Source organism: Pelagibius sp., from assembly GCF_965227505.1.
Lineage (GTDB): Bacteria > Pseudomonadota > Alphaproteobacteria > Kiloniellales > Kiloniellaceae > Pelagibius.
In genome coordinates this window covers 3294498-3318981 of sequence record NZ_OZ245757.1, presented here as the reverse complement: position 1 = coordinate 3318981, position 24484 = coordinate 3294498, and the positions used below count along the sequence as shown (strand labels likewise).

The 24484-nt window shown below is 57.8% G+C and carries 17 protein-coding genes; 8 read left to right on the top strand and 9 right to left on the bottom strand.

Annotated features, from left to right (window positions below):
• Positions 1–104 precede the first annotated feature (104 nt).
• The 5 genes from ACO06P_RS15765 to ACO06P_RS15745 form a co-directional block, all read right to left on the bottom strand.
• Positions 105–1355, bottom strand: coding sequence for a Wadjet anti-phage system protein JetD domain-containing protein (locus ACO06P_RS15765; protein ID WP_420346184.1), 1251 nt, complete (start codon positions 1353–1355; stop codon positions 105–107).
• A complete protein-coding gene (locus tag ACO06P_RS15760; RefSeq protein ID WP_420346183.1) occupies positions 1352–5008 on the bottom strand; it encodes an ATP-binding protein in 3657 nt (1218 codons plus the stop codon). The genes ACO06P_RS15765 and ACO06P_RS15760 overlap by 4 nt, the downstream gene beginning before the upstream one ends.
• Positions 5005–5724, bottom strand: a complete 720-nt coding sequence (locus ACO06P_RS15755; protein WP_420346182.1) for a DUF4194 domain-containing protein — start codon at positions 5722–5724, stop codon at positions 5005–5007. The genes ACO06P_RS15760 and ACO06P_RS15755 overlap by 4 nt, the downstream gene beginning before the upstream one ends.
• Before the next feature lie 76 nt (positions 5725–5800).
• Entirely contained in the window at positions 5801–7501 is a 1701-nt protein-coding gene (locus ACO06P_RS15750) for a DUF3375 family protein (protein ID WP_420346181.1), read from the bottom strand.
• 427 nt (positions 7502–7928) lie between these two features.
• Positions 7929–8168 (bottom strand): helix-turn-helix domain-containing protein, encoded by a 240-nt coding sequence (locus ACO06P_RS15745; RefSeq protein WP_420346180.1) that lies wholly within the window; start codon positions 8166–8168, stop codon positions 7929–7931.
• Between the two features lie 129 nt (positions 8169–8297).
• On the opposite strand from ACO06P_RS15745, the gene ACO06P_RS15740 reads away from it, so the two are divergent.
• The 8 genes from ACO06P_RS15740 to ACO06P_RS15705 all read left to right on the top strand — a co-directional run bounded on the left by ACO06P_RS15740 (position 8298) and on the right by ACO06P_RS15705 (position 16226).
• A complete protein-coding gene (locus ACO06P_RS15740; RefSeq protein WP_420346179.1) occupies positions 8298–8852 on the top strand; it encodes a hypothetical protein in 555 nt (184 codons plus the stop codon).
• 284 nt (positions 8853–9136) lie between these two features.
• Positions 9137–9613 carry a hypothetical protein gene (locus ACO06P_RS15735; RefSeq protein WP_420346178.1) on the top strand — a complete coding sequence of 159 codons (477 nt, stop codon included), beginning with the start codon at positions 9137–9139 and terminating at the stop codon, positions 9611–9613.
• A gap of 76 nt (positions 9614–9689) precedes the next feature.
• Positions 9690–11033 (top strand): site-specific DNA-methyltransferase, encoded by a 1344-nt coding sequence (locus tag ACO06P_RS15730; RefSeq protein WP_420346177.1) that lies wholly within the window; start codon positions 9690–9692, stop codon positions 11031–11033.
• On the top strand, positions 11026–11544 hold the full coding sequence (locus ACO06P_RS15725) for a DUF5681 domain-containing protein (RefSeq protein WP_420346176.1): 519 nt from the start codon (positions 11026–11028) through the stop codon (positions 11542–11544). The genes ACO06P_RS15730 and ACO06P_RS15725 overlap by 8 nt, the downstream gene beginning before the upstream one ends.
• On the top strand, positions 11528–12970 hold the full coding sequence (gene terL / locus ACO06P_RS15720; RefSeq protein WP_420346175.1) for a phage terminase large subunit: 1443 nt from the start codon (positions 11528–11530) through the stop codon (positions 12968–12970). The genes ACO06P_RS15725 and terL overlap by 17 nt, the downstream gene beginning before the upstream one ends.
• 271 nt (positions 12971–13241) lie before the next feature.
• Positions 13242–13826, top strand: coding sequence for a DUF3489 domain-containing protein (locus ACO06P_RS15715; RefSeq protein WP_420346174.1), 585 nt, complete (start codon positions 13242–13244; stop codon positions 13824–13826).
• 197 nt (positions 13827–14023) lie between these two features.
• Positions 14024–14494, top strand: a complete 471-nt coding sequence (locus tag ACO06P_RS15710) for a DUF2924 domain-containing protein (RefSeq protein ID WP_420346173.1) — start codon at positions 14024–14026, stop codon at positions 14492–14494.
• Entirely contained in the window at positions 14484–16226 is a 1743-nt protein-coding gene (locus ACO06P_RS15705) for a recombinase family protein (protein ID WP_420346172.1), read from the top strand. The genes ACO06P_RS15710 and ACO06P_RS15705 overlap by 11 nt, the downstream gene beginning before the upstream one ends.
• Before the next feature lie 264 nt (positions 16227–16490).
• Here the strand turns inward: ACO06P_RS15705 and ACO06P_RS15700 are convergent, their stop codons facing one another.
• From ACO06P_RS15700 to ACO06P_RS15685, 4 genes are all read right to left on the bottom strand, one after another.
• Positions 16491–17924, bottom strand: a complete 1434-nt coding sequence (locus ACO06P_RS15700) for a DUF2779 domain-containing protein (RefSeq protein ID WP_420346171.1) — start codon at positions 17922–17924, stop codon at positions 16491–16493.
• A 359-nt stretch (positions 17925–18283) separates the two neighbouring features.
• Positions 18284–18862, bottom strand: coding sequence for a PP2C family protein-serine/threonine phosphatase (locus ACO06P_RS15695; RefSeq protein WP_421938131.1), 579 nt, complete (start codon positions 18860–18862; stop codon positions 18284–18286).
• Positions 18863–19029: 167 nt separating this feature from the next.
• The gene (locus ACO06P_RS15690) at positions 19030–20478 is read right to left on the bottom strand and encodes a hypothetical protein (protein ID WP_420346169.1); all 1449 of its coding nucleotides are present in this window, start codon (positions 20476–20478) and stop codon (positions 19030–19032) included.
• Complete coding sequence (locus ACO06P_RS15685) at positions 20475–23948, bottom strand: AAA domain-containing protein (RefSeq protein ID WP_420346168.1); 3474 nt, start codon at positions 23946–23948, stop codon at positions 20475–20477. The genes ACO06P_RS15690 and ACO06P_RS15685 overlap by 4 nt, the downstream gene beginning before the upstream one ends.
• Positions 23949–24484: the final 536 nt, after the last annotated feature.

The following is a 24484-nucleotide window of genomic DNA, read 5'->3' as shown; positions in this document are numbered from 1 at the left end:
TCTACCCGAGCAATGAGTTTTGGGAAAAATTCACTACTACTTTCTTGGTGTAAATTTCCTGGCTGGTCGAACAAGCGGTGTCATTGTGCAGCAGGTGTAAACGCTTAGCGACTGCCAGAAACCAGAGCACCACAGCTTGCTTGGTGTCTCGACGAGTACCATCGCTCCAGATTATCGACTAGCATATCGAAGGGTATCCGCTCCTGCTCTAGGCGCCACGGCCCTGCCGCCATCAATTGCTGGGCGGCACGCTCTCGGTCGATCAATCCTTCATAGGCTCGGTTCGTACCCGGGGCGGATGTATCATTGACCCAATAACTCTTATTGACCTTCGCTGTTCTTACATCCATCAGCGCCGTCTGGAGATGTGCAAGTCCGTCGCGACGAAGCCCAGCCACCATCTGAAAGCCGGCGTGGTCCAAGTCACCCAGGTATAGGACAGGCTGAAAGGCAAGCCACCTCGCAGAGACTAAAATCCGGACGGTGAAGCCACGACCAAAGATCGCGACGATGCCCGGCATCCTCGGAAGTGCCTGAAAAGTTGCCTGGTTCTCAACGATGACCACACCTTGTGGAGTTCCTGCGCCAGCAGCCCGCGCAGGGCACTCGCCAGTCAATTGCCCGGCCGGCAATGCGAAGTGTGGATAAGGCAGCACACTGCCGTCGAGATCACGAAGCTCGAACATCCTCGTATCGTCTTCGAAGAAACCAAGTTTGCCAGCCCAGGTTAGCGCCTTTGGATCTAGCGGCACATTCAACGCGGCCAGAATTGGTTTCAAAACTGTCCGATTTTGCTCAAGAAACTTCGTGTGCATGCCAGGACAGGGCACCTCTCGAAGCCGCAGTCGCGTAAGGTCGAGCGCTGTTGCCTCTTTGACGAACCGGCACAGAATGGTGAAGTCACCCTGACTCATGCAGGTAATCCGGGGCCAATGACTGGCAAGGGCCTCTAGGCGGCTGTCTGTCGCCATCAATGCTGCGTAGCGTTGTCGAGCAGAAGCAAGCTCCCTGGTTCGACGCACCAGGCGAGCCGCTCCGTCGATGGAGTTGGCATACGCGGTCTTCGGGATACGGACCCGGCCGAAATTGCGCGTCTGCCATTCGGCAAAGGCGAGAACAAGGTCTGGTTCAGCGGCAGCAGCTTCCTGCCAAGCCCCTGCCCAACTGCGCACGACCGCAAACTGTTCGGCTATGATGCCGGCGGTGAGGCCCGGCGCCGTAATTTGAAAGGTGTCGATCGGCATACCCGGCTCTCGTAGGTCCGCCGCTACGAACCGTTCGAAGCGCTTTTCGAGCCATCGCCGGAGGTCTTCAGGTGTCTTCCACCTTTCCACAATGGCAGCTCCAGCCGTCATCCAATGACGTCCTCAGTGTTTTCGCTGAGTGCTGCCAACTGGACGATCTCATCAGCTGTCATGTCTCCCAAACCGATATGGTCTTCGTCGATCTCGGAGAAATCCAGGTCGCTGAGGTCAACACCAGCGTCGCGTGCCATGTTCAATGCCATTGCAGCGGCGGCCGCATGATTTTTCAGCACAAGTTTCTTAAGTGCATGGACGGTAATTATCGTCCGGCGTGCCTTGGTGTCGACGGCGAAGGCACGTTCAATGTGGTTCGAGACCACCGCCAGGTTCTTTGACGGCATCGCGAAAACCATTTGAAACCCGAACGCCTTGAATAAGTCGAGCAGCGCTCGTGTTGTGTCGTCGTGACTGTTCTTAAAGGCTTCGTCCAACATCAGGACGCGGAAAGACGTGGAAGCTCGAGCCGGGTTGACCATGCCGAACCGCCAAGCCAGGCCGGCAGCCATGACGGTCATCGCCAGGCGCTCCTTCTGGCCACCAGACGTACCGGACGCGCCGTCGTAGTCGTTGATGATCTTCTCGGAACCGTCATCATCGACCTTGTATTCCTGAGCGACAAAAGTAAACCAACGTCGGGTGTCGAGCACCTCGCGACGCCAGGCCGTGTTTTCTGGGATGTCCTTCACCTTGTCGATAAAGATCCGCGTTTTTCTGTAGCGTTCCTCGATCGGCGCATCTTCGTTGCCGATCCAGTCGTCAGTGACCTGTCGCAGGCCACGCGTGAACTCGACGATGCGCTTAGTTGCGCTGTCGGTGGCGATGAATTGGATCTTGGTGCCGTGAGCCGGGTCGTATGTTACTTCGCGCAGTGTATCGTTGATTCCTGCTATCGTGTCGCGGATTTCGGTCTTCTCCTGTTCGAGTTGGGTCTTGATGTTAACAATGCCATTGTCAATGGCATCGGTCATCGCCTGCTGGAGGCGTTCGGTATGGCGAACCAACTCGCGGGCCTCGATATCTGTATAACGCTGGCGCCAGTCTTGGCGGGCAGCCGACGACTCTTGCTCAGTCAAGCCCATTGCGGCCAAATGCGTGGTCTCGGCCGGAAAATCCCTTAGATAGTCGCCTGCTAAACGCGTAAGAGTGCTGACGTTCTTCTCACGCACTTTGCTTTCAGCCTCCAAATCTGCGTCTAGGCGGTCGCGGATGGCCTCCCAAATACCATCACTCAGAACGTCTGTAGCCTCCGGATCGACCTCGAAAATCGTTGCGCGAGCATCGAGTTCGCGAGCGAGGAGCACATAGCCTTTCCACGCTGAACAAGGCACCACCCGATCTCGAAGTGCTGCGTGCAACCTCGCCAAACGGTTCTGCTGCTTTTCGATACGGTCTTCCAGAACGGCTTGACTCTTACCCAACTCATCCGCGGCATTCCGGGCTTTGCGTTGCTCCGCTTTCGCCGCACTCAGTGCCTTCGAGATGGCCACATAGTCGGGGTTCTTCGATGTAGCCTGCTCGATCCATTGCTGGCGCTCCTTGACCTCCTCCTCCAACTTGGCGACATCAACAGTCTCGAAATCGCCCATGCTATCACCTATCTGCTGCATATTATTGGCACGGAGCATCAGGTCGTCACGACGTTCTCGGGTCGACGTGTTGTCTTGGCGTTTTTTCAGAAGGTCGGCTTCAAGCTTGCGTAAATCGCGCTTAAGGTAGGCGACACGTGCGGCTGTATCCCATCCCAGCGTGTAGGCTGATCGGTCATCGACACGCCGTCGATCGTCCTTGACGTGACGATCTCCGTCGCGGCTCTGTCCGGCCTTGGTAAGCGCCCGGCGAGCCTGCCGAAAGCCGCCGTCGGCCGTCTCGAAACAAGTGTGATCGAAGCGTCTGTCGAGGACTGAACGAATGTAACCAGCGAAGTCGCTGTCTCGCCGAACATCGAGCTTTCCGGCAACTTGATCCGCATCATGTGATGTGTCTTGCCAGGGGATGAGGTCGACTCGGTCGTATTCGAGCTTGATGCCTAGATGACGGCGATCAATCGCACGTACGACCTCAGCATAGAGTCGTTCAGGCACGAGAAGTCGGCGCGCCTGGTTGCCCAGTAGGCGGTTGAGAGAGCCCTCCCATCCGTCTCTAGCGGCTTCTGGAGAGACGCGGACGAGTTCGCCGAAGAAGGGTAGTTGCGAAGTTGAAACCCCCAGTGTTTCGGCAAGTCGTTCACGGACCTCGATCAGCCGCCCAGGTAAATTGGACTTGGCACGTTCCGCAGCCAGAAGGTCGGCTTCCCGGGTCTTTACCGCTGAATCAAGTGCCGCGATATCCGCAGATAGCTGGGCGAGATCTTTTTCCAGTTCGTCTGTGCGTCCTGGAATAGCCTCGACATTCTCACGCAGTGCGACCTTGATGCGGTTCCATTGGTCGGCACTATGATGCGAATCCTCGAACGAGATACCTGCCACCAGGCCAAACGAGGACAGTGTAGTAGCGAGTTTCTCCAAGTCAGACTTGATTGTAGTGATTCTTTTCGCACGGTCTTCAATGTCGCGGCGCCAATCACTGACCGCTTGGCCACCAAGTTCACGCTGTTGGAGTTCTAGATCGGTGACACGATCGTCTGTCCGTCTCACCTTTTCCAATGCGGCCTTGTGGTTCCGACGAGTTGCGTTCTGTGCCGTCTGCTGCACTTCAAGGTCGCGTCGGATCGCTCGAACGACAACAGCCGTGCCCGCAGTCTTTCTATGTGTCATCAGCCGCCGGACCTCAGACGACTTGCAATATGAACGCTCCAGGCTGTCGATCTCCTTGACGATTCGTACGAGGCGCTTGAGTTTTTCTTCATCGGCTTTGACGGTCGCGTATGCCTCGTCCAGTGCCGCTGTAGACTGGACCAACTCGTCTGCAGTCTTGGCCAGCGTCGACGCCGGCAGAATCAGAGCGCGCATGAAGTCGGTCAAATTGTCGACTGTCTTCGTGCCAATCGCGCGCTCGAACAGGGCCCAAGCCTGTTTCATATCCGCCACCTTGAAGTGCCCCGACAGCGCAATCCGATAGGCATTGAAGGTGTCGTAGACACGCACCCCCATATGAGCCAGGGAATCCCGGATTGCCCGGCTTGTTGCAAAGTCAGGAAAATCTCGCGCGATATCGAGACGAGCACGCGCGAGCACGTATCGCTGGCTGTTGCCTTGGCCCTGCGGGTCGTATTGCACCAGCCGAGCTGCCGAAATCGGCCGATCGTGGGCATCGATGAAAACGCCCACGATCACCATGAACTTCTTCTCATGGTACTGCCGTAGCACTCTATATTCCGGTCGCCCGTCGCGCTGGAGTTTACCTATAACGCCCTGATAATAGGTACGGATATCCCGGTCGCGTTTCTTGGCCTCGGGGGTCGTTGCGTCGTTAAAGTTAGGTTCCTGCGAGATCAACATGCGGAACGCGTCAATGGCCGTGGTCTTGCCGACACCGTTCCGCCCCGTGAAGATCGCGCTACCTCGTTCCAATCGGATCACCGATGGCGGACCATCGTAGGTTCCGAAGTTCTGAATCTGCAGTTCTTCAAGGCGATAGCCCGCGAACCGCGGATCTGAGAGGTCGCTTGGGTGCGCCTGAACAGTCGCTTGCATAACATCGGGCGGCAGCTCATTGCCCCCTACATCGGCATCCGCAACTGTAAGATCATCGACAATATTGTTCATGATGCAGTGCTGTCATGGTCTGTGCGCCTTTCTCCACCAAACTCTGTCGATGTGAGATCCACCGAACCGCTTTCGTGCAAGCTATCGCCGTCCGGACCGGTATCGGTATCATCCTCCGGATCACCGAGCAGACCTTCGACCATCGTGCTGAACCGTGCGAGCTCGTCGCGAGACACCATGACCAGTAGGACCAGATTCGGCCGAATTGCCGGGCGGGCATTCAGGTGGGTCTCTTCCACTAGGCCGTAATCCTGGAATTTGCCAAGCGCGGCATCAATCCGCTTGATGATCGTCGCTTCCTTGTTGCGCTGCGCCTCGGGTTGCATATGGACAATCGCGCTATAGACCTCACTCTTGAGCAGCGTAAGGTCGTAAATTCCCATACTTGCGGCGGTGTTGAGCTTCTCGTGCAGATAGGTCAGCACTTGACTATCGAAAAAGGTCAGCGCGCGGGATTTGAGGACTGCTGGCAGAACCGCTTTACCAGTGTTGGCGGCGCGCTGCTCACGCTGAGCCTCGGTCATCTGCCGCACGAGCGCGATCCGGTAATCTGCATGCACGATCAGCTCGGCGCCTATCTCGCGGAACCACTGGGTCAAATGATCTTGACTGGCGAGGATCTCGGCCCAAATTTCCGGGTCTTCATCTTCTGCCAGCGGGCCGGAGAGGAGCCTTATCTTTGCATGACTGATGGTTAGCCCGTCGGCTTTGGCCATCGCTTCCTCCTCGCAGGCCAACGGTGGGCCTCGCTTCGTTGCTTCCTTCCACCGTAGGAACCGCCGTAGATGCTCATCACTGTTCGCCTTGCGTCATGGTTTCGACCGCACAGACCTTATCGATCACGGACCTCAGGGAAGCCTCCAGACCGTCCTGCTCGATGGCCAGCAACAAGCTTTCATCGACGGCCGCGTTCTCCGGCACAAGGCAATGGACGTCTTCGATCCCCGTGCCAGGTTCGCCGCGGGACAAGAAGATGGGATCGAAGAATGTACAGGTGCTCAGCCCCACCGGATCCTCATGCTCATCAATCAGCCGCGTGACGGAGATCTGGACCGGATCGAACCGTGACGGCACGTGTTGTATCGCCAGTTCAATGAATGCGTTCAGCTCCAAGAGCCCGTATCTAAGCGGAAAGAGAGACAGAACGTCACTTAGGCGGACGGCTTCCTTACCCACCCGCTTACGCGCCAGCGCGATCCTCAGCTTTAGTTGCGAGCGGGTGATATGTGCCTGACGGCGCATCTCTCGCTCGAAGGCATCGGGGACCGACTCGTCATCTTCAGCATCGGCCGGCGGTACTGACTGGGCACGCTCTGCGAGGTTTGCCGGAAAGCGAATGTCGGCCGTTGGATGCGGCTTAAACGCCGTACCCGGGAGCACGATACCGATACCCTTCAGACGTGGATCCCTTGGCGACGGCGCGAGGCGGTCGCGAACATCGACGAACCGCGCACCGAGCACCTTATGGGTGCGGCTGACTGCACGCATCTCATCAATGTCTTCGCGGACGACGATGCCACGCAGCTGCTCGTAGTAACCGTTGAATTCGGCATCGATCTTGCGCGACCGGTCGAAGAAGCTCTCGACCGCACCATCGAACCGCGCCGGCGCCTTGCCGGTTGCAATAAACCGTTTGTGGATCACTGGATGGTGCTTAAGCTCCTCGACTTTCTCGCGTGTGGCCATTCGCAGCTGATCGTCAGTCAACAGCTGACGGAATGCATCGAGCGAAGCGTATTCGTCGGTACCTCGAACCCTGTCCTCCTCGACAAAGACAAGGTCGAGAAGTTGACCCTTCGGTGCCTCGGAAGTCATCACGATGTCTTGGGTACTCGCTCGGTGTTGGGCCATGAGAGCGCGCACCTGATCCAGATCAGTACCGATCGCACCATGTAAGCGAAGAAGCTCCTCGAACTCGGCAATCACCTCGCGTTCGGGCATAACCTCGACCCGCCCGGTCCGCTCGATACCGGCGATTTCGCGCTCGGCACGCTGTATCTGTGTCTTTAGCTCACCAATCCGCCGGTCGGGGCTACCGCTGGCGCGCGTCGAAAGATCGTTGGTAAGGTCGATAAAACGCTTGAGTCGGCTCTCGGTTGAAACGGATCGGCCGGCCTCGATGGATGCGAGGATCGTATGTGCCTCGCGCCCAGCGGCTGTCAGACGATAGTATTTCAGCCCGGAAGGGTCGGCGTGGACAGAGAACCAATTTGCCCCACGAAGATTCGACCATTGCTCAAGGTATTGTTTCGAATCTTCCTGGAACCGATCGCTGTCCTCCTCTTCGTGACCGATCTCACGAGCAGCGCCCAGGATATGATCCAATGTGGCACAGAGTTCGTCCTCTGTGACTTCGCTTCGTTCCGGATTGATAAAGCAAATTCTGGTGAGTGCCGCCGCGATCGGAAAACGTCGCGCAGCGAATATCCTTAACACGGCGCTGGTGCCGTGCAGAAGATGGATGGTTTTAAGCGTATCGACCAGTTCGGGCATTATTCAACTGTGAGTCTGTTTTGACCTCATCAACAATTGGACCACAACGCATCAACCGGCAACAAGGTATTGTCTACCGGAGGTGCAACAAAATGCGACTCTTTCGTTACGTTTGGAGAAAAAATTTCTTTATTAACAATATTTTGGCCTTGCCTTCAGGTCCGTTAGCCCGGAAATCCAGCTGACTCAGCCCGCATCAACGGGGCACTCAGTGACAATCAACTCACGGTGATGTATTGATCCCCGTATTCTAGGGATTCAAGATCGACGCTCGTTTCAGGCTACCCCCGCTATCGCCCAAAGTTCTTATTATGTTCTTTTAGATTGCCATCAAACTTGCCTTAGGCGCAATGATATTGCGCCTGTTTGGCAACAGCCCTACCGGCCGCAAAATCCAGCTCCTAATTGAAGCGCCAAACCATGTCCGCTAACGGGTTTTCAAAACAAGGTCTATGATCGCGTGGGGGTCGGCTTCGATCTGCCCGGCAATCTCCAGGAACTCGACGACATCGAGCCTGCGCTCACCGTTTTCATATTTGGCCACGAAGGACTGCGGCCGGCCCAGCAGGTCGGCCAGTTGCTGTTGCGTCAAACCGGCATCGGTCCGCGCCTCGGTAAGCCGGGTAATCAAGACGCGGTACTGTTCAGTGTGGACCGATTTTCGCATGCCTGCGCCCGGAAACGACCAAAGCGCAGGCAGACCTAATCCTGGATTCGGATTATCCCAAAAGAGGATTTATTAACGAATGCATGGCTTCATGGCAGGGCAGCCCACCAGAGACGGAGGAGACGCATCATGGGCCCTAGAAACCCCTTGCCCGCCCTGCCGTCCGAGCCCCTGGCCATGCCGCCCGCCAAGACCATGACCCAGACGCAGATCGGCACCATCGGCGAGGTGACGGTGGCGGCCCAACTGATGCTGGGCTCGCAGGGCCGTTTCTCGCCCTTCCTGCCCTTTGCCGATGACGACGGCATCGATCTCATCGTCTATGACAAGGTGACGGGCCGCTCCCTGCCGGTCCAGGTGAAAGCCCGGACCTCCGCCAAGCTGGGCAAGTCCGACACCATCCTCTTCGATGTGCGGCGCAAGACCTTCAGCGACCACGAGGGTGCCTTCCTGCTGGCCATCCTGCTCGACATCGGCGGCGGAGCCATCGATCGGGCCTGGCTGATTCCCATGGCGGAGCTGGGCTCCATCGCCCGCGTGAAGGCGGACAAGCTCTCCATCACCCCCAGTGCCAAGGACGCATCCAAGGACCGCTACACCCCCTACCGCTGCACCGACATGGCCGAGGTCGTGCAGCGCCTGGCCACCTACCTGGACGGGCGGCGGGCACCCCCACCCTCTTAATGCGGGCTTTCGTGAGTTTCCAGAGGACACTTGTCTAGCATCGCCCATCGCAGATCGGACAACCTCGAGTCCGTGCCGTTTCCCCAAACGGGTTCTTCGCCGGGGTGGCAGAGCGCCTGCCCGCCTATCTGGACGGACAGCGCGTAACCTGAGGGCCTTGGCCGACGCTGACCAAGAAACCCAAACTAGGACTGGCGGTCCAGGCCTTCGCTCCGAGAACGAATTGTTAGGACAGTGGCCATAGGGTGGCATCACACTTCATGCACTCTTAGGTAGCCGGTCTCATGACCGAGAACGACAGCGACCCACCCGACAGGCCTAGGGTCGATTTCTCCCACCTCGACGCGCTGCATCTTGTGGACATCGAACGGCGGCTCACGGAAGGCGACTACGTCGATCCGGAGGAACTGGCCGCCAACCTGCGCAAGCATGGGCAGCGCCCGATCCCGTCTCATACCCTCGAATACCTCTGCCGCCATTTGGAAGGCAAGGTGCCGGCGCCCAAGGGCCGAAGAGCCTTACCCGAACTGGAGAAACACCGTCAGTCGATGATTCTGCGCCACGTCTACCAGCGTACTCTCGCTTGGCTGCGCCAGCGCAAGCAGCGCTACGGCCACCTCGACGGCTGGCCATACATCCGCAATGCGGACTGGTGGCAGGGCCCGCCGCACGAGCGGGCCGCCCGCATGGCGGCCAAGCGCTTCCGCTATGGCGCCGAGGCCTGGCGCAGCCTACTCAACGAGGTCTCTTCACGGAAATAGCGCCGTTTTCTTGTGAAGGAGACGGTCCGACCGACCCCCTAAAGTGGGTCCCCTTTTGACTTTGGGGAGCACCCACATGGATCACCTTACTATTGTTTCCCGGCCTGTGGCCGAGCTAGCACCCTATCCAAAAACCGCGCGCACGCACTCCAAGAAGCAGATCCAGCAGATCGCCGCCAGCATCGAATGCTTCGGATGGACCAACCCGGTGCTGGTCGATGCCGATGGGCGGATCGTCGCCGGCCACGGCCGTGTGGCGGCGGCCAAACTGCTTGGCATCGAGCAAGTACCCACCATCGCCCTGGAAGACCTCACCAAGGCCCAGGTCCGTGCCTACGTGCTGGCCGACAACAAGCTGGCCGAAAACGCCGGCTGGGACCGCGAGATCCTGGCTATCGAGCTCCAGGCCCTGGTGGACCTGGACTTCGATGTCGAGCTGACCGGTTTCGAAACCGCCGAGGTCGACCTGCTGATCGAGGGCCTGGAGGCTCCGGGCAGCGAGAATGCGGCCGACCGCCTGCCGGCACCAGCTGTCGGACCGGCGGTCAGCCGCCCGGGCGACCTCTGGCGCCTCGGGCGCCACCGCCTTCTCTGCGGCGATGCCACCCGCCCGGAGGCCTATGCCCGGTTGCTGGCCGGTGAAAAGGCCCAGATGGTCTTCACCGACCCGCCCTATAACGTGCCGGTCGACGGTCATGTCTGCGGCCTGGGGGCGGTACGCCACGGCGACTTTGCCATGGCGTCGGGCGAGATGTCAGAAGCGCAGTTCACCGCCTTCCTGGAGGAGATCTTTTCTCACCTGGCCGCCAGCAGCCAGGACGGGGCAATCCACTTCGTCTGCATGGACTGGCGCCACCTCTTCGAGGTGATGGTGGCAGGCCGCGCCGTCTACAGCGAATTGAAGAACCTCTGCGTCTGGAACAAGACCAACGGCGGCATGGGATCGCTCTATCGCTCCAAGCACGAGCTGATCCTGGTCTTCAAGAACGGGACCGCACCCCACATCAACACCGTCGAACTGGGTCGCCACGGCCGCTACCGTACCAATGTCTGGGACTATGCCGGCATCAACAGCTTCACCGAGGGGCGCCTGGACCAGCTGGCCATGCACCCGACGGTAAAGCCCGTCGCCCTGGTGGCCGATGCCATCAAGGACTGCTCCAGGCACGGCGGGGTGGTGCTGGACGCCTTCGGGGGCAGCGGCACCACCCTGATCGCCGCCGAACGCATCGGCCGGCGCGGCCGTCTCATCGAGCTGGACCCGGCCTACGTCGATACCGCCATCGCCCGCTTCGAGGAGCTGACCGGCGAAGTGGCTATGCACGCCGAAACCGGCCTCGGCTTTGTCGATCTCAGGGCCTGGCGCTCCATCGAAGGCGAAGAAGCCACAAGCGGCGAGAAGGAGACCGAAGATGCCTAAGAGGAAAGGATCCGCTGACTACGAAGTCGGCTATAAGAAACCGCCCAAGCACAGCCGCTTCAAGAAGGGTCGCTCCGGCAATCCCCGGGGCCGGCCCAAGGGCAGCCGCAACTTCTCAACCGATCTGAAGGCAACGCTTGAGCAGGGCGTGCGGGTCACTGAGGGCGGTAAGCCCAAGACGGTGTCGACCCAGCTCGCCACCCTGCTGCGGCTGCGCGAGAAGGCGCTCGCCGGCGATGGTCGCGCCCTGGACCGCCTCATCGATCTCGCCCGGCTCTACAACAATGAAGAGATGACCGAAGCAGCGAAACTCGGTGCCGGCGATGCCGCGATCCTGGAGAGTTTCACGGCCCGGCAGCTGCGCCGAGCCGGCATTGCCGCGCAGGAGCCGGAAGCCGAGTCCGGCAAGACCGAGGCTTTGGAAACCGACCCGGAACTTGACACAGCGCCTAAGCAGAAACCGAAAGACAGCATTGCGGATGCGGAGGACGAGGATGCCTGGTTACGCTGAGCTGGACGCTATCTTGCGCCGTGACCTGAACGCCTTCGTGCACAAGGTTTTCACCACGGTCTCGCCGAACGATCGTTTCGAGCCGAACTGGCACATTGAAGCCATCACCTATCAGCTGATGCGCTGCTATGGCGGCGAGAACCGCCGTCTCGCGATCACCCAGCCGCCGCGCTCTTTGAAGTCGATCTGCACCTCGGTCGCCTTCGTCGCCTGGGCCCTCGGGCACAATCCGGGCCTGCGCTTTCTCTGCGTGAGCTACAGCGATGCGCTCGCCACCGAGTTCACCCGCCAGTTCCGCATGGTGGTCGAAAGCAGCTGGTACAAACGTGTCTTTCCGGCCATGCGCCTGAAGAAGGAGACCAGGACCGAATGCATCACCACCCGCGGCGGCGGCCGGGTGGCGGTCTCCGTCGGCGGCTCGGTCACCGGGCGTGGTGCCGATTACATCATCATCGACGACCCCCTGAAGGCCGAGGACGGAGCATCCGAAGGCGCCCGCAACCATCTTATCGACTGGTACGACGGCACCCTCAGCACCCGTCTCAATGACAAGGAGCGCGGTGTCATCATCCTGGTGATGCAGCGCCTGCATCAGGACGACCTGGCGGGCCATCTGCTGCGCCGTGGCCCCTGGTACCATCTCAACCTGCCCGCCATCGCCCTGGAAGACCAACGCATCGACATCGACATCGACGAGGTCTACCACCGCCGGCCGGGTGAACTTCTGCATCCGGCCCGTGAATCCCGGGAAGCGCTGGAGCGGATCAAGTCCGACCTCGGCAGCCTGCGGTTTTCTGCGCAGTACCAGCAGAGCCCGGTTCCGCCCGAGGGCAATCTGATCAAACGCAAGTGGTTCAAGGTCTACGATACCGCCCCCGAACGCCAGCCGGGTGTGCGGATCGCGCAGAGCTGGGACATCGCGACCGCCACCGGCGAGCGCAACGATTATTCGGTCTGCACCAGCTGGGCCATCAAGCAGAAGGACTTCTACTTGCTCGATGTCTGGCGCGGCCGGGTGGAGTTCCCGGCCCTCCGGCGCAAGGTCATCGACCATGCGATGCACTATGGTGCCCAGACGGTCCTGATCGAAAAGGCCGGGCCAGGACTGCAGTTGGTGCAAGACCTGCGGCAGGACACCACCCCGAGGTTTCCCAAGCCCATCGGCATCACTCCGGAGGGCGAAAAGCTGCTGCGCATGGAAGCTCAGACACCGCGCCTGGAGGCCGGCCATGTCCTGCTGCCCAAGGAGGCGCCCTGGCTGGCGGCCTTCCTCGAGGAACTCCGTGCCTTCCCAAGCGGCCGGCATGACGACCAGGTGGACAGCGTCTCCCAGTTCCTGAAATGGGCCTGGTCGGATGTCAGCCGCCCCTACGCCGTCGGGTACGGAAAACTGTTCGTAGGGGACAGCGAATACCACTGGGATTAATCAAGCAAGGGCGGGCCGGCTTCGATTTCAGCGGGTCTAAGGGGCACCGTCGTCACGGCACTCGGCGTTAACCAAGTTCACAAGCAGCAAGAATCCCCTGCTGAAAGGGACTGGACTTCCTCCGCAAAGGAAGCGTTCCTTGGGGCACGAGATCGCTTGGGCTGCCCGCCTCCTCCTGGGCCGCCCGCCGCCCCGACCGGACGGCCGGCGGGGCTGTGCCGGGTGGGAGCGCCGTGATGATCACGGTGCCGGAACACCATCGGAGGCCCTCATGCCCAAGCTCACCGATACTCAACTCGTCATCCTCTCTGCCGCTGCCAAGCGCGATGATGGGGCGGCCCTGCCACCGCCGAAATCCCTGAACGCGAAAGGCGGGGCGCTCACCACAGTCCTCAAGAGCCTTCTCAAGAAAGGTATGCTGGAAGAGCAGCCTGCGTCCGCTGGTGTCACTGCCTGGCGCGAAGCCGACGACGGCCGGCCCATGATGCTGGCGATCACCAAGGCCGGCCTGCAAGCTCTCGATGGTGGAACGGGCATCAGCACGGCCAAGTCGACGTCCCCCGGCAAGGCCCCGGCAAAGAAAGCCACCACCCGGAAAAAAGCTCCGGTGACCAAGCCGAAGGACAGAGCAGCGGCCCCCGCCGCCCGCCAGGGCAGCAAGCAGGCCCTGCTGATCGGCCTCTTGGAACGCAAGACCGGAGCCAGCCTGGATGAGATCGTCGAGGCCACCGGCTGGCAGCCCCATTCGGTGCGCGGCGCCATCAGCGGCACCCTCAAGAAGAAGCTCGGCCTCACTGTCACCTCTGAGAAGACAGAGGGCCGCGGCCGGGTCTACCGCATCGGGACCGGAGGGTGATCCGATGACGCCGGGAACCCCTGCCATGACCCGCGACGATGGCAACGTCAGCCCTTACCTGCTGCGGCGCCTGCGCAGCCTCCAGGAGGCGCTCCGCGAGCGGGCGAAAGCTTCCCGCCCGAAGCAACAGCCGCAAGACCGTTCCCCGCCCGGCAGGTCCAAGCCCCCTCGGAACCCCGGCAGGAAGGCTGGTGACGATGTCTGAGCGCGTCACCGCCCAGATCGCCGCATTGGAAGGTCTCGACTCAGCCGCGCTCAGGGCGCGCTGGGGCGAGACCTTCGGCCGGCCGCCACCCAAGAAGATGAGCCGCGACATGCTCCTGCGCGCCCTGGCCTACCATGTCCAGGAACAGGCCTTCGGCGGCCTCAGCAAGGCCGCCCGCAGGCGGCTGGCAGCCCTGGCCGAACCGACGGGCAGCAGGGGCAGCCCTTCGAAGCCGGCGCCCCCTGTCGCCCGACCCCGACCCGGTACCCGCCTGATCCGCGAGTGGCACGGGGTGGTCCATCAGGTGACCGTGCTGGAGCAGGGCTTCGATTATCAGGGGGAGCACTATGCAAGCCTGTCGCAGATCGCCCGCACGATCACCGGGACCCGCTGGTCGGGGCCGAAGTTCTTCGGGCTGCGCCAAGCTTCCACCAATTCAGGAGCATCGTCCGATGGCCGCTGAGCGGCAGGCGCGGCGGCGCTGTGCCGTCTATACGCGCAAGTCCTCCGAGGAAGGGCTGGATCAGGCCTTCAATTCCCTGGATGCCCAGCGGGAGGCCTGTGAGGCCTATATCAAAAGCCAGGCCGGCGAGGGCTGGAAGCTGGTTCGCACTCCCTATGATGACGGCGGCATATCCGGAGGCACCTTGGAGCGGCCTGCCCTGCAGCAGCTGCTGGATGACATCCGCGCTCGCCGGTTCGATACCGTGGTGGTCTACAAGGTTGACCGCCTCACCCGCTCCCTGGCTGATTTCGCCAGGATCGTCGAGGTCTTCGATGCGCACGCCGTGTCTTTCGTCTCGGTCACCCAGCAGTTCAACACCACGACCTCCATGGGGCGGCTCACCCTCAACATGCTGCTGTCCTTCGCGCAGTTCGAGCGCGAGGTCACCGGCGAGCGCATCCGCGACAAGATCGCTGCCTCCAAGAAGAAGGGCCTGTGGATGGGCGGCTTCGTGCCGCTGGGCTATGAGGCCAAGGACCGCACCCTGGTGATCAACGAGGCTGAGGCCGAGACCGTGCGCACGGTCTTTCGGCTCTACCTGGAGCACGGCTCTGTGCGCCGGGTGAAGGAGGAAGCCGACCGACTGAGCCTCACGACCAAGCTCCGGCAGTCGGCAGATGACCGCATGCGCGGCGGCTGCCCTTTGAGCCGCGGCTATATCTACAAGCTGCTCGGCAACCCGCTCTACATCGGTCGCATCCCCCACAAGGGCACCTCCTACGAGGGCCAGCACCCGGCGATCATCGACCCCGGGACTTGGGAGGCGGTGCAGGCCAAACTCGCCAACGGCGCCCAGGAGCGGCGGTCCGGCACCCGGGCTGCCGAGCCGAGCCTCCTTGCCGGCATGCTCTATGACGACCGCGGTAACCGACTTAGCCCATCCCATGCCGTGAAGAAGGGCGTGCGCTACCGCTACTACGTGAGCCAGGCGTTGCTGCAACAGCGCGATGACGCCGCGGGAGCCGTCGTGCGGATCTCGGCGCGGGAGATCGAGGAACTCATTGCCACTCAGCTCGGTGGTTTCCTTGGCGATACTCAGAAGGTGATGGATGAGCTTTGCGGGAGCCTCGGTGCGAGAGACCGACGGCGCCTCATTACTGCCGCTAAGAACAAGGCAGACAAATGGCGACACATGAGCACGACCGACCGGCGTGCCATGCTCATCTCTACGTGGGCGACCATCACCGTCCATCAGGATGGTGTCCGAACTGTGCTATGCCGAAATGCACTGCGAGATACACTGTTGTGCGAAGCATCATCGCATGCCGCAGCAAACGGACCTCGACGTCCGACCCCATCCTCGGGCACTGAAGATCGCCTGGTTCTCGTATCGCCGGCGCGCTTCAAGCTCAGTTCGGGCGAGATGCGGCTTGTCATTCCGCCAGCGTATGCCAAGGACAGGTCGCCACGGCCGAACGCACCGCTCATCAAGGCCGTGGTCAATGCACACAAGTGGAAGGAGAAGCTGTTTGCGGGTGATGCGTCTTCGGTCCTGGCCATAGCAAAGAATGAGGGCGTGACCGACCGCTACGTTGCGCGCATCTTGCGTCTCGCCTTTCTTGCACCAGAGATAGTGCAAAGAACTCTCGACGGTTGCCAGCCGGCGGATCTCGAACTTAAGCAGCTAATGCAGAACATCCCGCTAACGTGGGACGAGCAGTGTAAGCTACTTGGATTTGGGAGCTCATGATTTCTGTGCCGCTTCGGTGCTTTCCATACGGATACTGCTCGACCTTGTGCTAGCTCGCCTCCAGCACCATGCCACATAAGCGACACTGCCCGCGTTGATTCAAGGATGGCCTCTAGCGCCGTAACTCTACACAGTCGTAACCTGGCCAATGAAGAGTTATCGGTCGCAATCAGGCTGGCTCAACCGGGGAGTTAATCGGAGCGAACCAGGATATGCTCGCCTCCGCTCTCTGGGTCGGCAATGAGTAGGCCGAGCTTCAAACTGCTATCGGGACGAGATGAGCTTCTGCAGAGTGGAGAAGATCTCGACCATCGCCAGCGTGTCGAGCTTGCAATAGGAAAGCAATGCCTCTCGGAGCGCCGTTCGCGCCTTCTCATTCTCGGCAACAGTCAGGGCCTTCCAAGCCTCCATTGCACCGGCGCCATCATGCACACTATCCTGATCATATCGAAGATCTGGGCACAAGACCGGCAGAACTTTCTTGATGGAAGTGGAGCCGCCGAAAGCTGGATGTACGTAGCTTCTCTTGAAAACATCCATTAGATCGCGCGTGCGCTCATTGAGTCCGGAGAGAAACCCCGCCTGATCGGGAACCAGCCGCGAAAGGCGTCTGTTGCAACTGGTCTCAAAGCTTGCGTTCCAAGAAAGCAAATGGCCAGCCTCACCAATGTCACGCCGCAGGAATTCGGTGACCTCGCTCTGCATGCCGGGCCTTTCGGTAAGGAGCTCTGAGTGCGTAAGAGAGCCGTCTGCGTCCAATCGATGAACAGACACCTGTACAGGGATCTGCTCGTGCGGCCTTTGGCCATCCGCGATTGGAATCGCGGAACCGAAGGTTTCGTAATCGTAGAAGTAGAGTGGGTACTCGAGGGCCTCTAGAAATGCTTGGATTCCTGGGAGATCGACTACCTCTGAACCGCGTTGCATCGCTTCCAGCACCGGTTGCTGTGATGCTGTTACCTCTTCCAGTTTGATTTGATCCAAACCGAAGCGGCCCTCGGCCACAAAAGCCTCCCGTCGCTTTGCCGACAATCGGGGCAGATCATAAATCGAGGGCGTCGGGACATCCCGATTGAAGTAGGAGAAGGGCACACAGTGCTGGTTCTTCGATTTCAGGATACAAGTGCAGCTCGTTTCATCGATTTTCGCCGCCGCGAGCAACGCAAGAGCGGCATCAACATCGTTCTCGATCTCAGGCATGCGATCACGCACTTCATCGGTCACATCCCTTATGATTAGAAGGCTGCGCGGATCGATTTCTCCAGCTCGGACATAGTCCTTGTTCACATGAATGATGCCGATCGATCGCACGGTTGCACCTGAGCGTTCCGCTACGAGCGTTTGGAAGGCTGCGTCGACAACATGATCGGAGCCCGACGGCCTCAGTGAAGTTGAGGCCTTTACCTCCCAGAGATCGACATTGTTCTCGCCCAGATCCCGCACAAGATCCGCACGGGCAAACATGCCTTGGTCAGTCTCGAACTCACGCTGGAAACTGCAAGCGCCCGCATCCGGCCAGGTGGAGACCAGCCGCTTGACCTCATCCTCCACAGCATAGCCGTCCGCCATCAAAAGCCGATCGAACTCGGTTGGGGCCGGCCAATCGACTACATGGCTTTTCAACTTCTTTAGCCATAGCGCCTTTGCGCAGGCACGGTAGTCAAGGAAGTCTGATTTTGTCAGTCGATGATCAGGCAATCCCTAAGCATCCTCGGAGACATGAGTCCAGTACATCACCTCACCATAGATGGGGCGCAACAAGCTCTGCGCGCAATTGGTGCAGATCACATTGTCGCCAATAGTATCAATGAGACAAGTTACTGTGTTTATTATGTTCACACGCCTGATGCGGGGGCTTTCCAGAGATATGTGTCGGCGGCGCAGGGCTTCCCCGTCCTCGACGGGCTCACCCCAGTTCAGTTCGCAGCCTGGAATCAAGAGGACTATAACTGGAACAGAGCTAAATCATAAACGGGGACCATTTGGGGAGCAGGTCAATGCGAAATGGATCGTTGCTGTCCAGCGTTGGCAGCCACACCGTGACTAAAGATCTGTGCCTAAAGGACGCGGACCGAAATTATCGAGATATTGTCACGCCCACCCCTGTCGAGGGCGTGTCCCAACATTCGGGAAACATAATCATGGGGGAATTTTCTCATAACCTCTTCAATTTCGTAGTCCTGAACTAAGTCGCTAAGCCCATCAGAACAAATAAGAAATCTCTGAGGAGCGTCTACGTCTCTTTCAATAACATGTGCATCAATACGCCGCCGCCTGAAACCACCTCCCAGAGACTGTGTTATTGCGCTACTCACCTTCCGCCCGTTTCTTTTATCCCTAAAAGCATCATCTACAGAAATCTGCATCAACCTATCTTCTTCAAATGCGTATACGCGGCTATCACCCACATTAAACGCGACGGCATTTCCTCTATGAATGCGCACGCCCGCAATCGTTGCCCCCATTCCTTCTGTCCCCTGATGCATTGAAGTGAACAACTCCTGATTCACTTGCTCCAATGCTTCGGCGACTGCTTTAGGCTTCGCAGCACTCACCAAACGCTTGTGCGCCTCACGAACCGCAATTCTACTCGCTAATCGGCCACCCGCATGGCCGCCCATACCGTCTACAACCATGCAGATCAATGGCTCGTGATCTGATTTGTGAAAGACCATAGGGGAACCATTCGTTGCCGAGCTGGCCCAGTTGTTTATGGCAACACGGTCCTCATTGTGAGCACGGTGGCAACCGCGGTGAGTAACGGCACAGACCTCATAATGAAGGCTTACCACACTCACCTCCCTTACTCAGAAACCTCACGCGTCCGGAAGGTTTCTCTCAGCCTACCGACAAGGCCCGAATCTTGAACCATGAGTCCTTGCATACGGCGTAGCGGGCGCTTTGAGTCCCTGTAAGATAGCCAGGGAAACGAACTCACTACCGCAAATCTATCATCGCAGATGAGCCAGTTGACTGGGCTCTTTCTAGTCCTCCGCAACGAGATGCCAGCATTCCTTTTAGATAGCTCCTTTATCTGACTAACTACACCGTTCCCTTGCTCGCCATTCCTCAGCCAACCACCGTTGATGTAAAGCGCAATATCAACGTGCCTATCGAGCAACACATTAATGCTTCTCAAAAAATAGCCATCAACGATCGTGTCCAGTATCCTTGTTGATGATACAATTATACTATGCTCCGCATTCTCCAGAGCATCCGCCAAAAATGCTGGGTATTCATAAACTGCTACTGATCGGACTGGAAAATCATCCAGGCTATTCTTCGCCCTTTCGTGGCGTTGTTCTGCATTCTCCAGCTTGGCTGTGAGCTCCGCCTTAGCTCGCGCCCCCTTTGCCCTGGCAGCTTTCTGCTTTGCGCTCTCTAGAAGCATTTTCGATGCAGCTACTTCAACGCGGACGTTGCTCACCTGGGTGTCATCGGCTAGGAGGCCTCGCGCGTCTTGACCGATTTGTGCTTTGAGAGTCTGCCTGATGTCACCGGAAGAAACAGAGTCTTGGATGCCCATCTTTGTTGGCCCGTCGTTACGTGCAAACGCAACGGAATGATCTTCTGACAAGGCGCCATTGATGACGAAATCAAGTTCAACATTCTTTGAGCGATCAGACTTGAAGAGCAACGCAATCGCGGACCTGAACAGTCGGCTCTTTCTAGCAATTCGGTTTATCGAAAGCACTTCTTTCAGGTCATTTGGTTTCCCAATCCGCGCCTCCAAGGCTTTTTGTACCTTCCGCAGATCAAGATCATCCAACTGCGGAGATGAGGCCGGGTAAGGTCTGATCTCAATCTTCCCCGCACTTCTAAGTTCTGAAGGCTTCGCTACGACTTCACGCCCCAGGTTAACAGGCTCTCTAGTGATACCATCGAAATCAATCGCGATCGTTTCATCTTGAGGCGATATGTCTGCTCCCTCCTCCAGAACGTCTCTACCTTTCTTTGTCATTGCGTAGATATTGCGCCCCTCTTCGGCAATCCACATCTTGGAAAAGAGCGCGTTTATGCTGAGTTCAAATACGCGGCCGTCTAACCCCAGAATGCCCGACACTGTTGGCGCATCGCCGACGCCAGATTCCAACAGCCGTAGTATGAACTCTTGAACGGATGGCAGTTCGCGCCGCTCCAGAGAAACAACGTCTATCCATAAACGATAGATAGGAAGCCCAACCTCGGCGTAGTCCACAAGCTGAAAGCCTGGGCGGTTTTCATACTTTTGGGCAATCTCCTCCGGAGTCATTGCACCTCCTCTACAGTGCAAGATTCCGGATTGTTCTCGATATAGCTGATAACTTCAGCAAACGGGTTGCGACCTTGTGCAGATCGGCAAAACACGTGGTCACCAACAATTATAAGATACGATTTCGCCCTTGATAAAGCGACGTTCAGCCGAGGAAACTCACGAAGAAAGCCGATCTTTCTCGCGGGGTTCGAGCGTGTGACAGAATAGATACAGACGTCTGCTTGCCTACCTTGAAAGGCGTCGACCGTATTGCAGGAGATTGTCAGCCACTTCGATAAACGCGTCCCTCGGTCTATAGTACGGTTTATCTCTTCCACCTGGGCTGCGTAGCCGGCAATTATCGCTACCGATATTCTCTTCTTCTTCGTCTTGGCAACGAACTCGATCCTATTAAGCGCCTGCAACACGATGGAGGCCTCAAACCTGTTCTTAGAGCTGACCCCGGATTCTTGTTCGAAACGATGTTGGGCTGCCGAAGTGGTGAGCCAAGTCACTGGCTTCGAGAACGATGGGAGAAGGCTTAGGTCAGCTTCCTTCTTCGGGCTCTGCAACATCCCTCCATAAAAGCACTTGCTAACCAAGTCCCCGATTCCTGCAACCATTCGGTACTGTCGCTTCAACCTCTTAGCAGAATGCACGGGGAGAGTATCCAAGAGGCGCTCCAGAAGTGTCACCCGCAAGTGCTCTGCGCTCAATCCAAACTCCTCCATCAGTTCGACGTCCTCCAAAAGCTCCTGCTCGACAAATGGAGGAAGTTGCTTTGGATCGCCTACCAAGACCCAACTCCTTGAGCGCGCCATTGGCACTAGGACCTCGGTCGGCGTCGCTTTCGAGGCTTCATCGATGATACAGAGATCAAAACTAACCTCCTGGATACCTGGCACTGACGCCATGCCAATGCAGGTACCTGCGATTACCTGAGATGAACCTAGGATTGCCGGGTAGAAGTCCTGCGTCTTCCCAACACGAAGGAGCCACTCCTCTGAGATTTCGATCACCTTGCGACAGTGCGCGACTCTCGGGTCGTCTGGCAAAAAAAGGTCAAGCCACTCCTTTAAATCATCAAAGCTCATCACCGACAGCTCTTGGCCATAATCGGCGATTTGAGCTAGTTCTCTACGTAACACCTGTTCTTTGTCTTTGAGTGCTCGCAAATGCAGCTCAAGTGACTCTATTTGCTCCTGCGCTTCTTCCGTTTCTAAATCGATCTCATCAGAGATCACGCCTCCTTTGGTATCGATGTGTTCATCCTGCTTCGTATCAAGTCCTTCCTTCTCCGCCTTCGCTGCCCTTACCTTCTCACGCACTAAGGCGTGAGCCTTCAACACGGCCAGCAACTCTTCGACCCTTATGCCAATGCTTATCTGCGCCTTATCGACACCGCTGGATTCAGCCCAATCCTCCAGAAAGCGGGATGCGTTTTCTGACACCGCTTTCGCCCAAGCTTGCACCTTGGAGTCAAGCAGAAGCGGCTTCACTGACTCTGTTATTTTGGGGTCGTCCGGCTTACCAATGCGGACCACATCCACCTCACCAGAGACACTCAAGATTCGCTCTATGACGTTGTCCAGGGCGATGTGAGTTTGCGAGGACAGCAAAATGCGATGCTTCGGATGCAGCTTGAGATATTGGATGACGATCTCGGCGATCAGAGTGGTCTTCCCGGTTCCCGGCGGTCCCTGGATCGCGACAACACTTTCCGTTCCAAGGGTTGCTCTTAGTGCATCCAGCTTGTCACTATCGATTTCACTCTGAACCGTTTCGATGTTCTCAATCGGTTGAAGTTGTGGAATAGAAGCTGGTTCAATCAAGAAAGACTTGAGCGATGGGTTGACGCAACGGTTATAGAAAACCGAGTCCAGGGCGATTCGTTGCCTCTCAATTGCGCGTGCCATCTGCCGCGTATTGACCGAGAGCGTGCCGGTGACGGGAATCTCCATCGGCGACGAGTTTAGCGGCGTAACGTCTATCTCTTTTGATCTAACCTCAATGACTTCACATCTAATTACAAATCCACTTGCTAACTTTATGACCCTCTCTTCTCCAAGAAAATCATTCGAAACAAAAACATCTGTTGTCAAAGTCGCAGAATCTCCGACAACGGTTCTACTGTGGTAGTTGATTCGCTCCTGGGTTCGACGCTCGATTTCGCTCTTCGCACTCAAAAAGGCGTACATGCGCCGGAAGAACTGCTCTTTTTCTGCCGCTTTGGCCGCATGCTCCTTCTCAGATTCATACGCCGCAACTGCTGCAATTACATCTCCTGTCAGGTTACGACCTTGTATTGGTCCGGGAGGCCTAGAGAACGAGAATTGTAGAGGGAGGACACACCCATCTTCTCTGAGACGTGCAATCTCAGCGGGGCCCATTTGCCATGCGCGAACCACTTCGAATACCGAGCGATCTGACTCCTTTGGCTTTAGTTGAAAGGCCCAAGTGATGCCCCACAAGGTCAGCTCGTTCTCGGCAGTCTCACTCCTACCTTGGAGCCTGTATTTGGAGAACGAAAAGGCCTCGCCTATCTCCTCCAGAACAGTGCGTTCGATACGAGATAATCGGTGATCATCCAGCTGGCGACCCACCGCATTAATGCTAGCATCACGCAAGAACAAGTAGCACTTCCGCTTCGGTGCGCTAACGCTTTGTCTCTGGTGAAGCTCAAAGGCTTCTAACTTGGCTTGAAGAGCGCTTGCTGTAGGGAATCTGTTGGATGGACTGTCGGAAAGACAGCGCTCAAGGATCTCCGCTAGATCAGGTGGCAGTTTCTGAGAAATGAACACTTCCCTTAAGCGGTCGTACTTTTGCTCCTTTGTAAGTTTCTCCTCTTCATCACTCTTGAACACTCCTCCAGCAAGGCTAGCAATAGTTAGTGCGGCGAACGAGTAGACATCCCGAGTGAAAGTATGAAAGCCATCGTCGTCTTCTTTCGGAGTGAACGGAGGCGAGCCAAAGTGCGCAAGAGTGCCTGAATTGGGGAGCAATCCATCCACATACTTTGCGATCCCATAGTCTGCGATCTTTGGGATTCCATCGTCGGTCAGAAGTATATTCTTCGGTTTGATATCGCGATGCGCATATTTCAAGGACTGAGCGTAGACTATTGCATCAAGTATTTGAGCGCCATATCGAGACATAAAGTCTTCGTAGTCCCGAACCGGGCTCTTTTCTATGGCTTCCTCAAGTCTCTCCTCCAGCCACTCAAGAACAAGAAAACTCTTCCCATTTTCTGTTCTATTTGCTTCGATTATTCTCACAATGTTCTTGTGATTTAGACTCTCTAGAGCATTGAATTCACGAAAGAACGCATTCTTCGATCTTATTTCATCTGAGATACGAGAAAGAAACTTCAGCGCCACAAACTGGCCAGTTTGCATGTCGTAGGCCTTTCGGACAGTCGACATCCCCCCTCTCCTCTCAGGAGCAGGATCGAGCACATACCGCCTGTTGACTACTTCGCCTGCCTTCAAGGCACATGCTCCTCGCGGTCATTGTGTCGACTGAGAACCCCCCCGAGGTCGGTGATACGGGGGGCTCAAAACACACGGTGGTTGCCGGCCCTCTCCCATTCGGTGGCTGCGCCCACCCCTCCTCCTACCAATAGTTGAAGACCCCGGCCCGAGTCGGCAAGCCCCTTCCAAGGGGCTCCTCCATAGGAAATGCCCTGAAAACCCGTGTGCTGGGGTAGGGGCGACGGTTCAAGGCCGGCACAGCCGAGAGATCGTTCTGCTGGGCGACCGGAAGAGCGGCTCGGTACTGCCAGCCCCCGCAAAACCCCAGCGTGAAGGACTGCAAGAATGCCTGACCGGCTGACCCGGGAAACCGCCGAGCTGGAAGATTTTGATTCCAATGCGCAGTGCGCGCTGAGGCGAGACCTTCATCCGAAACCACAGCGTCAATCTGGCCTACGCTATGGATGGGCTACAGCCAGGTCGCCGCTTTCGCCAGGCTGCCAGGAGTCGAAACAAGCAACCGCCTTCATTCGTGGGGGTAGATCAGTACAAAG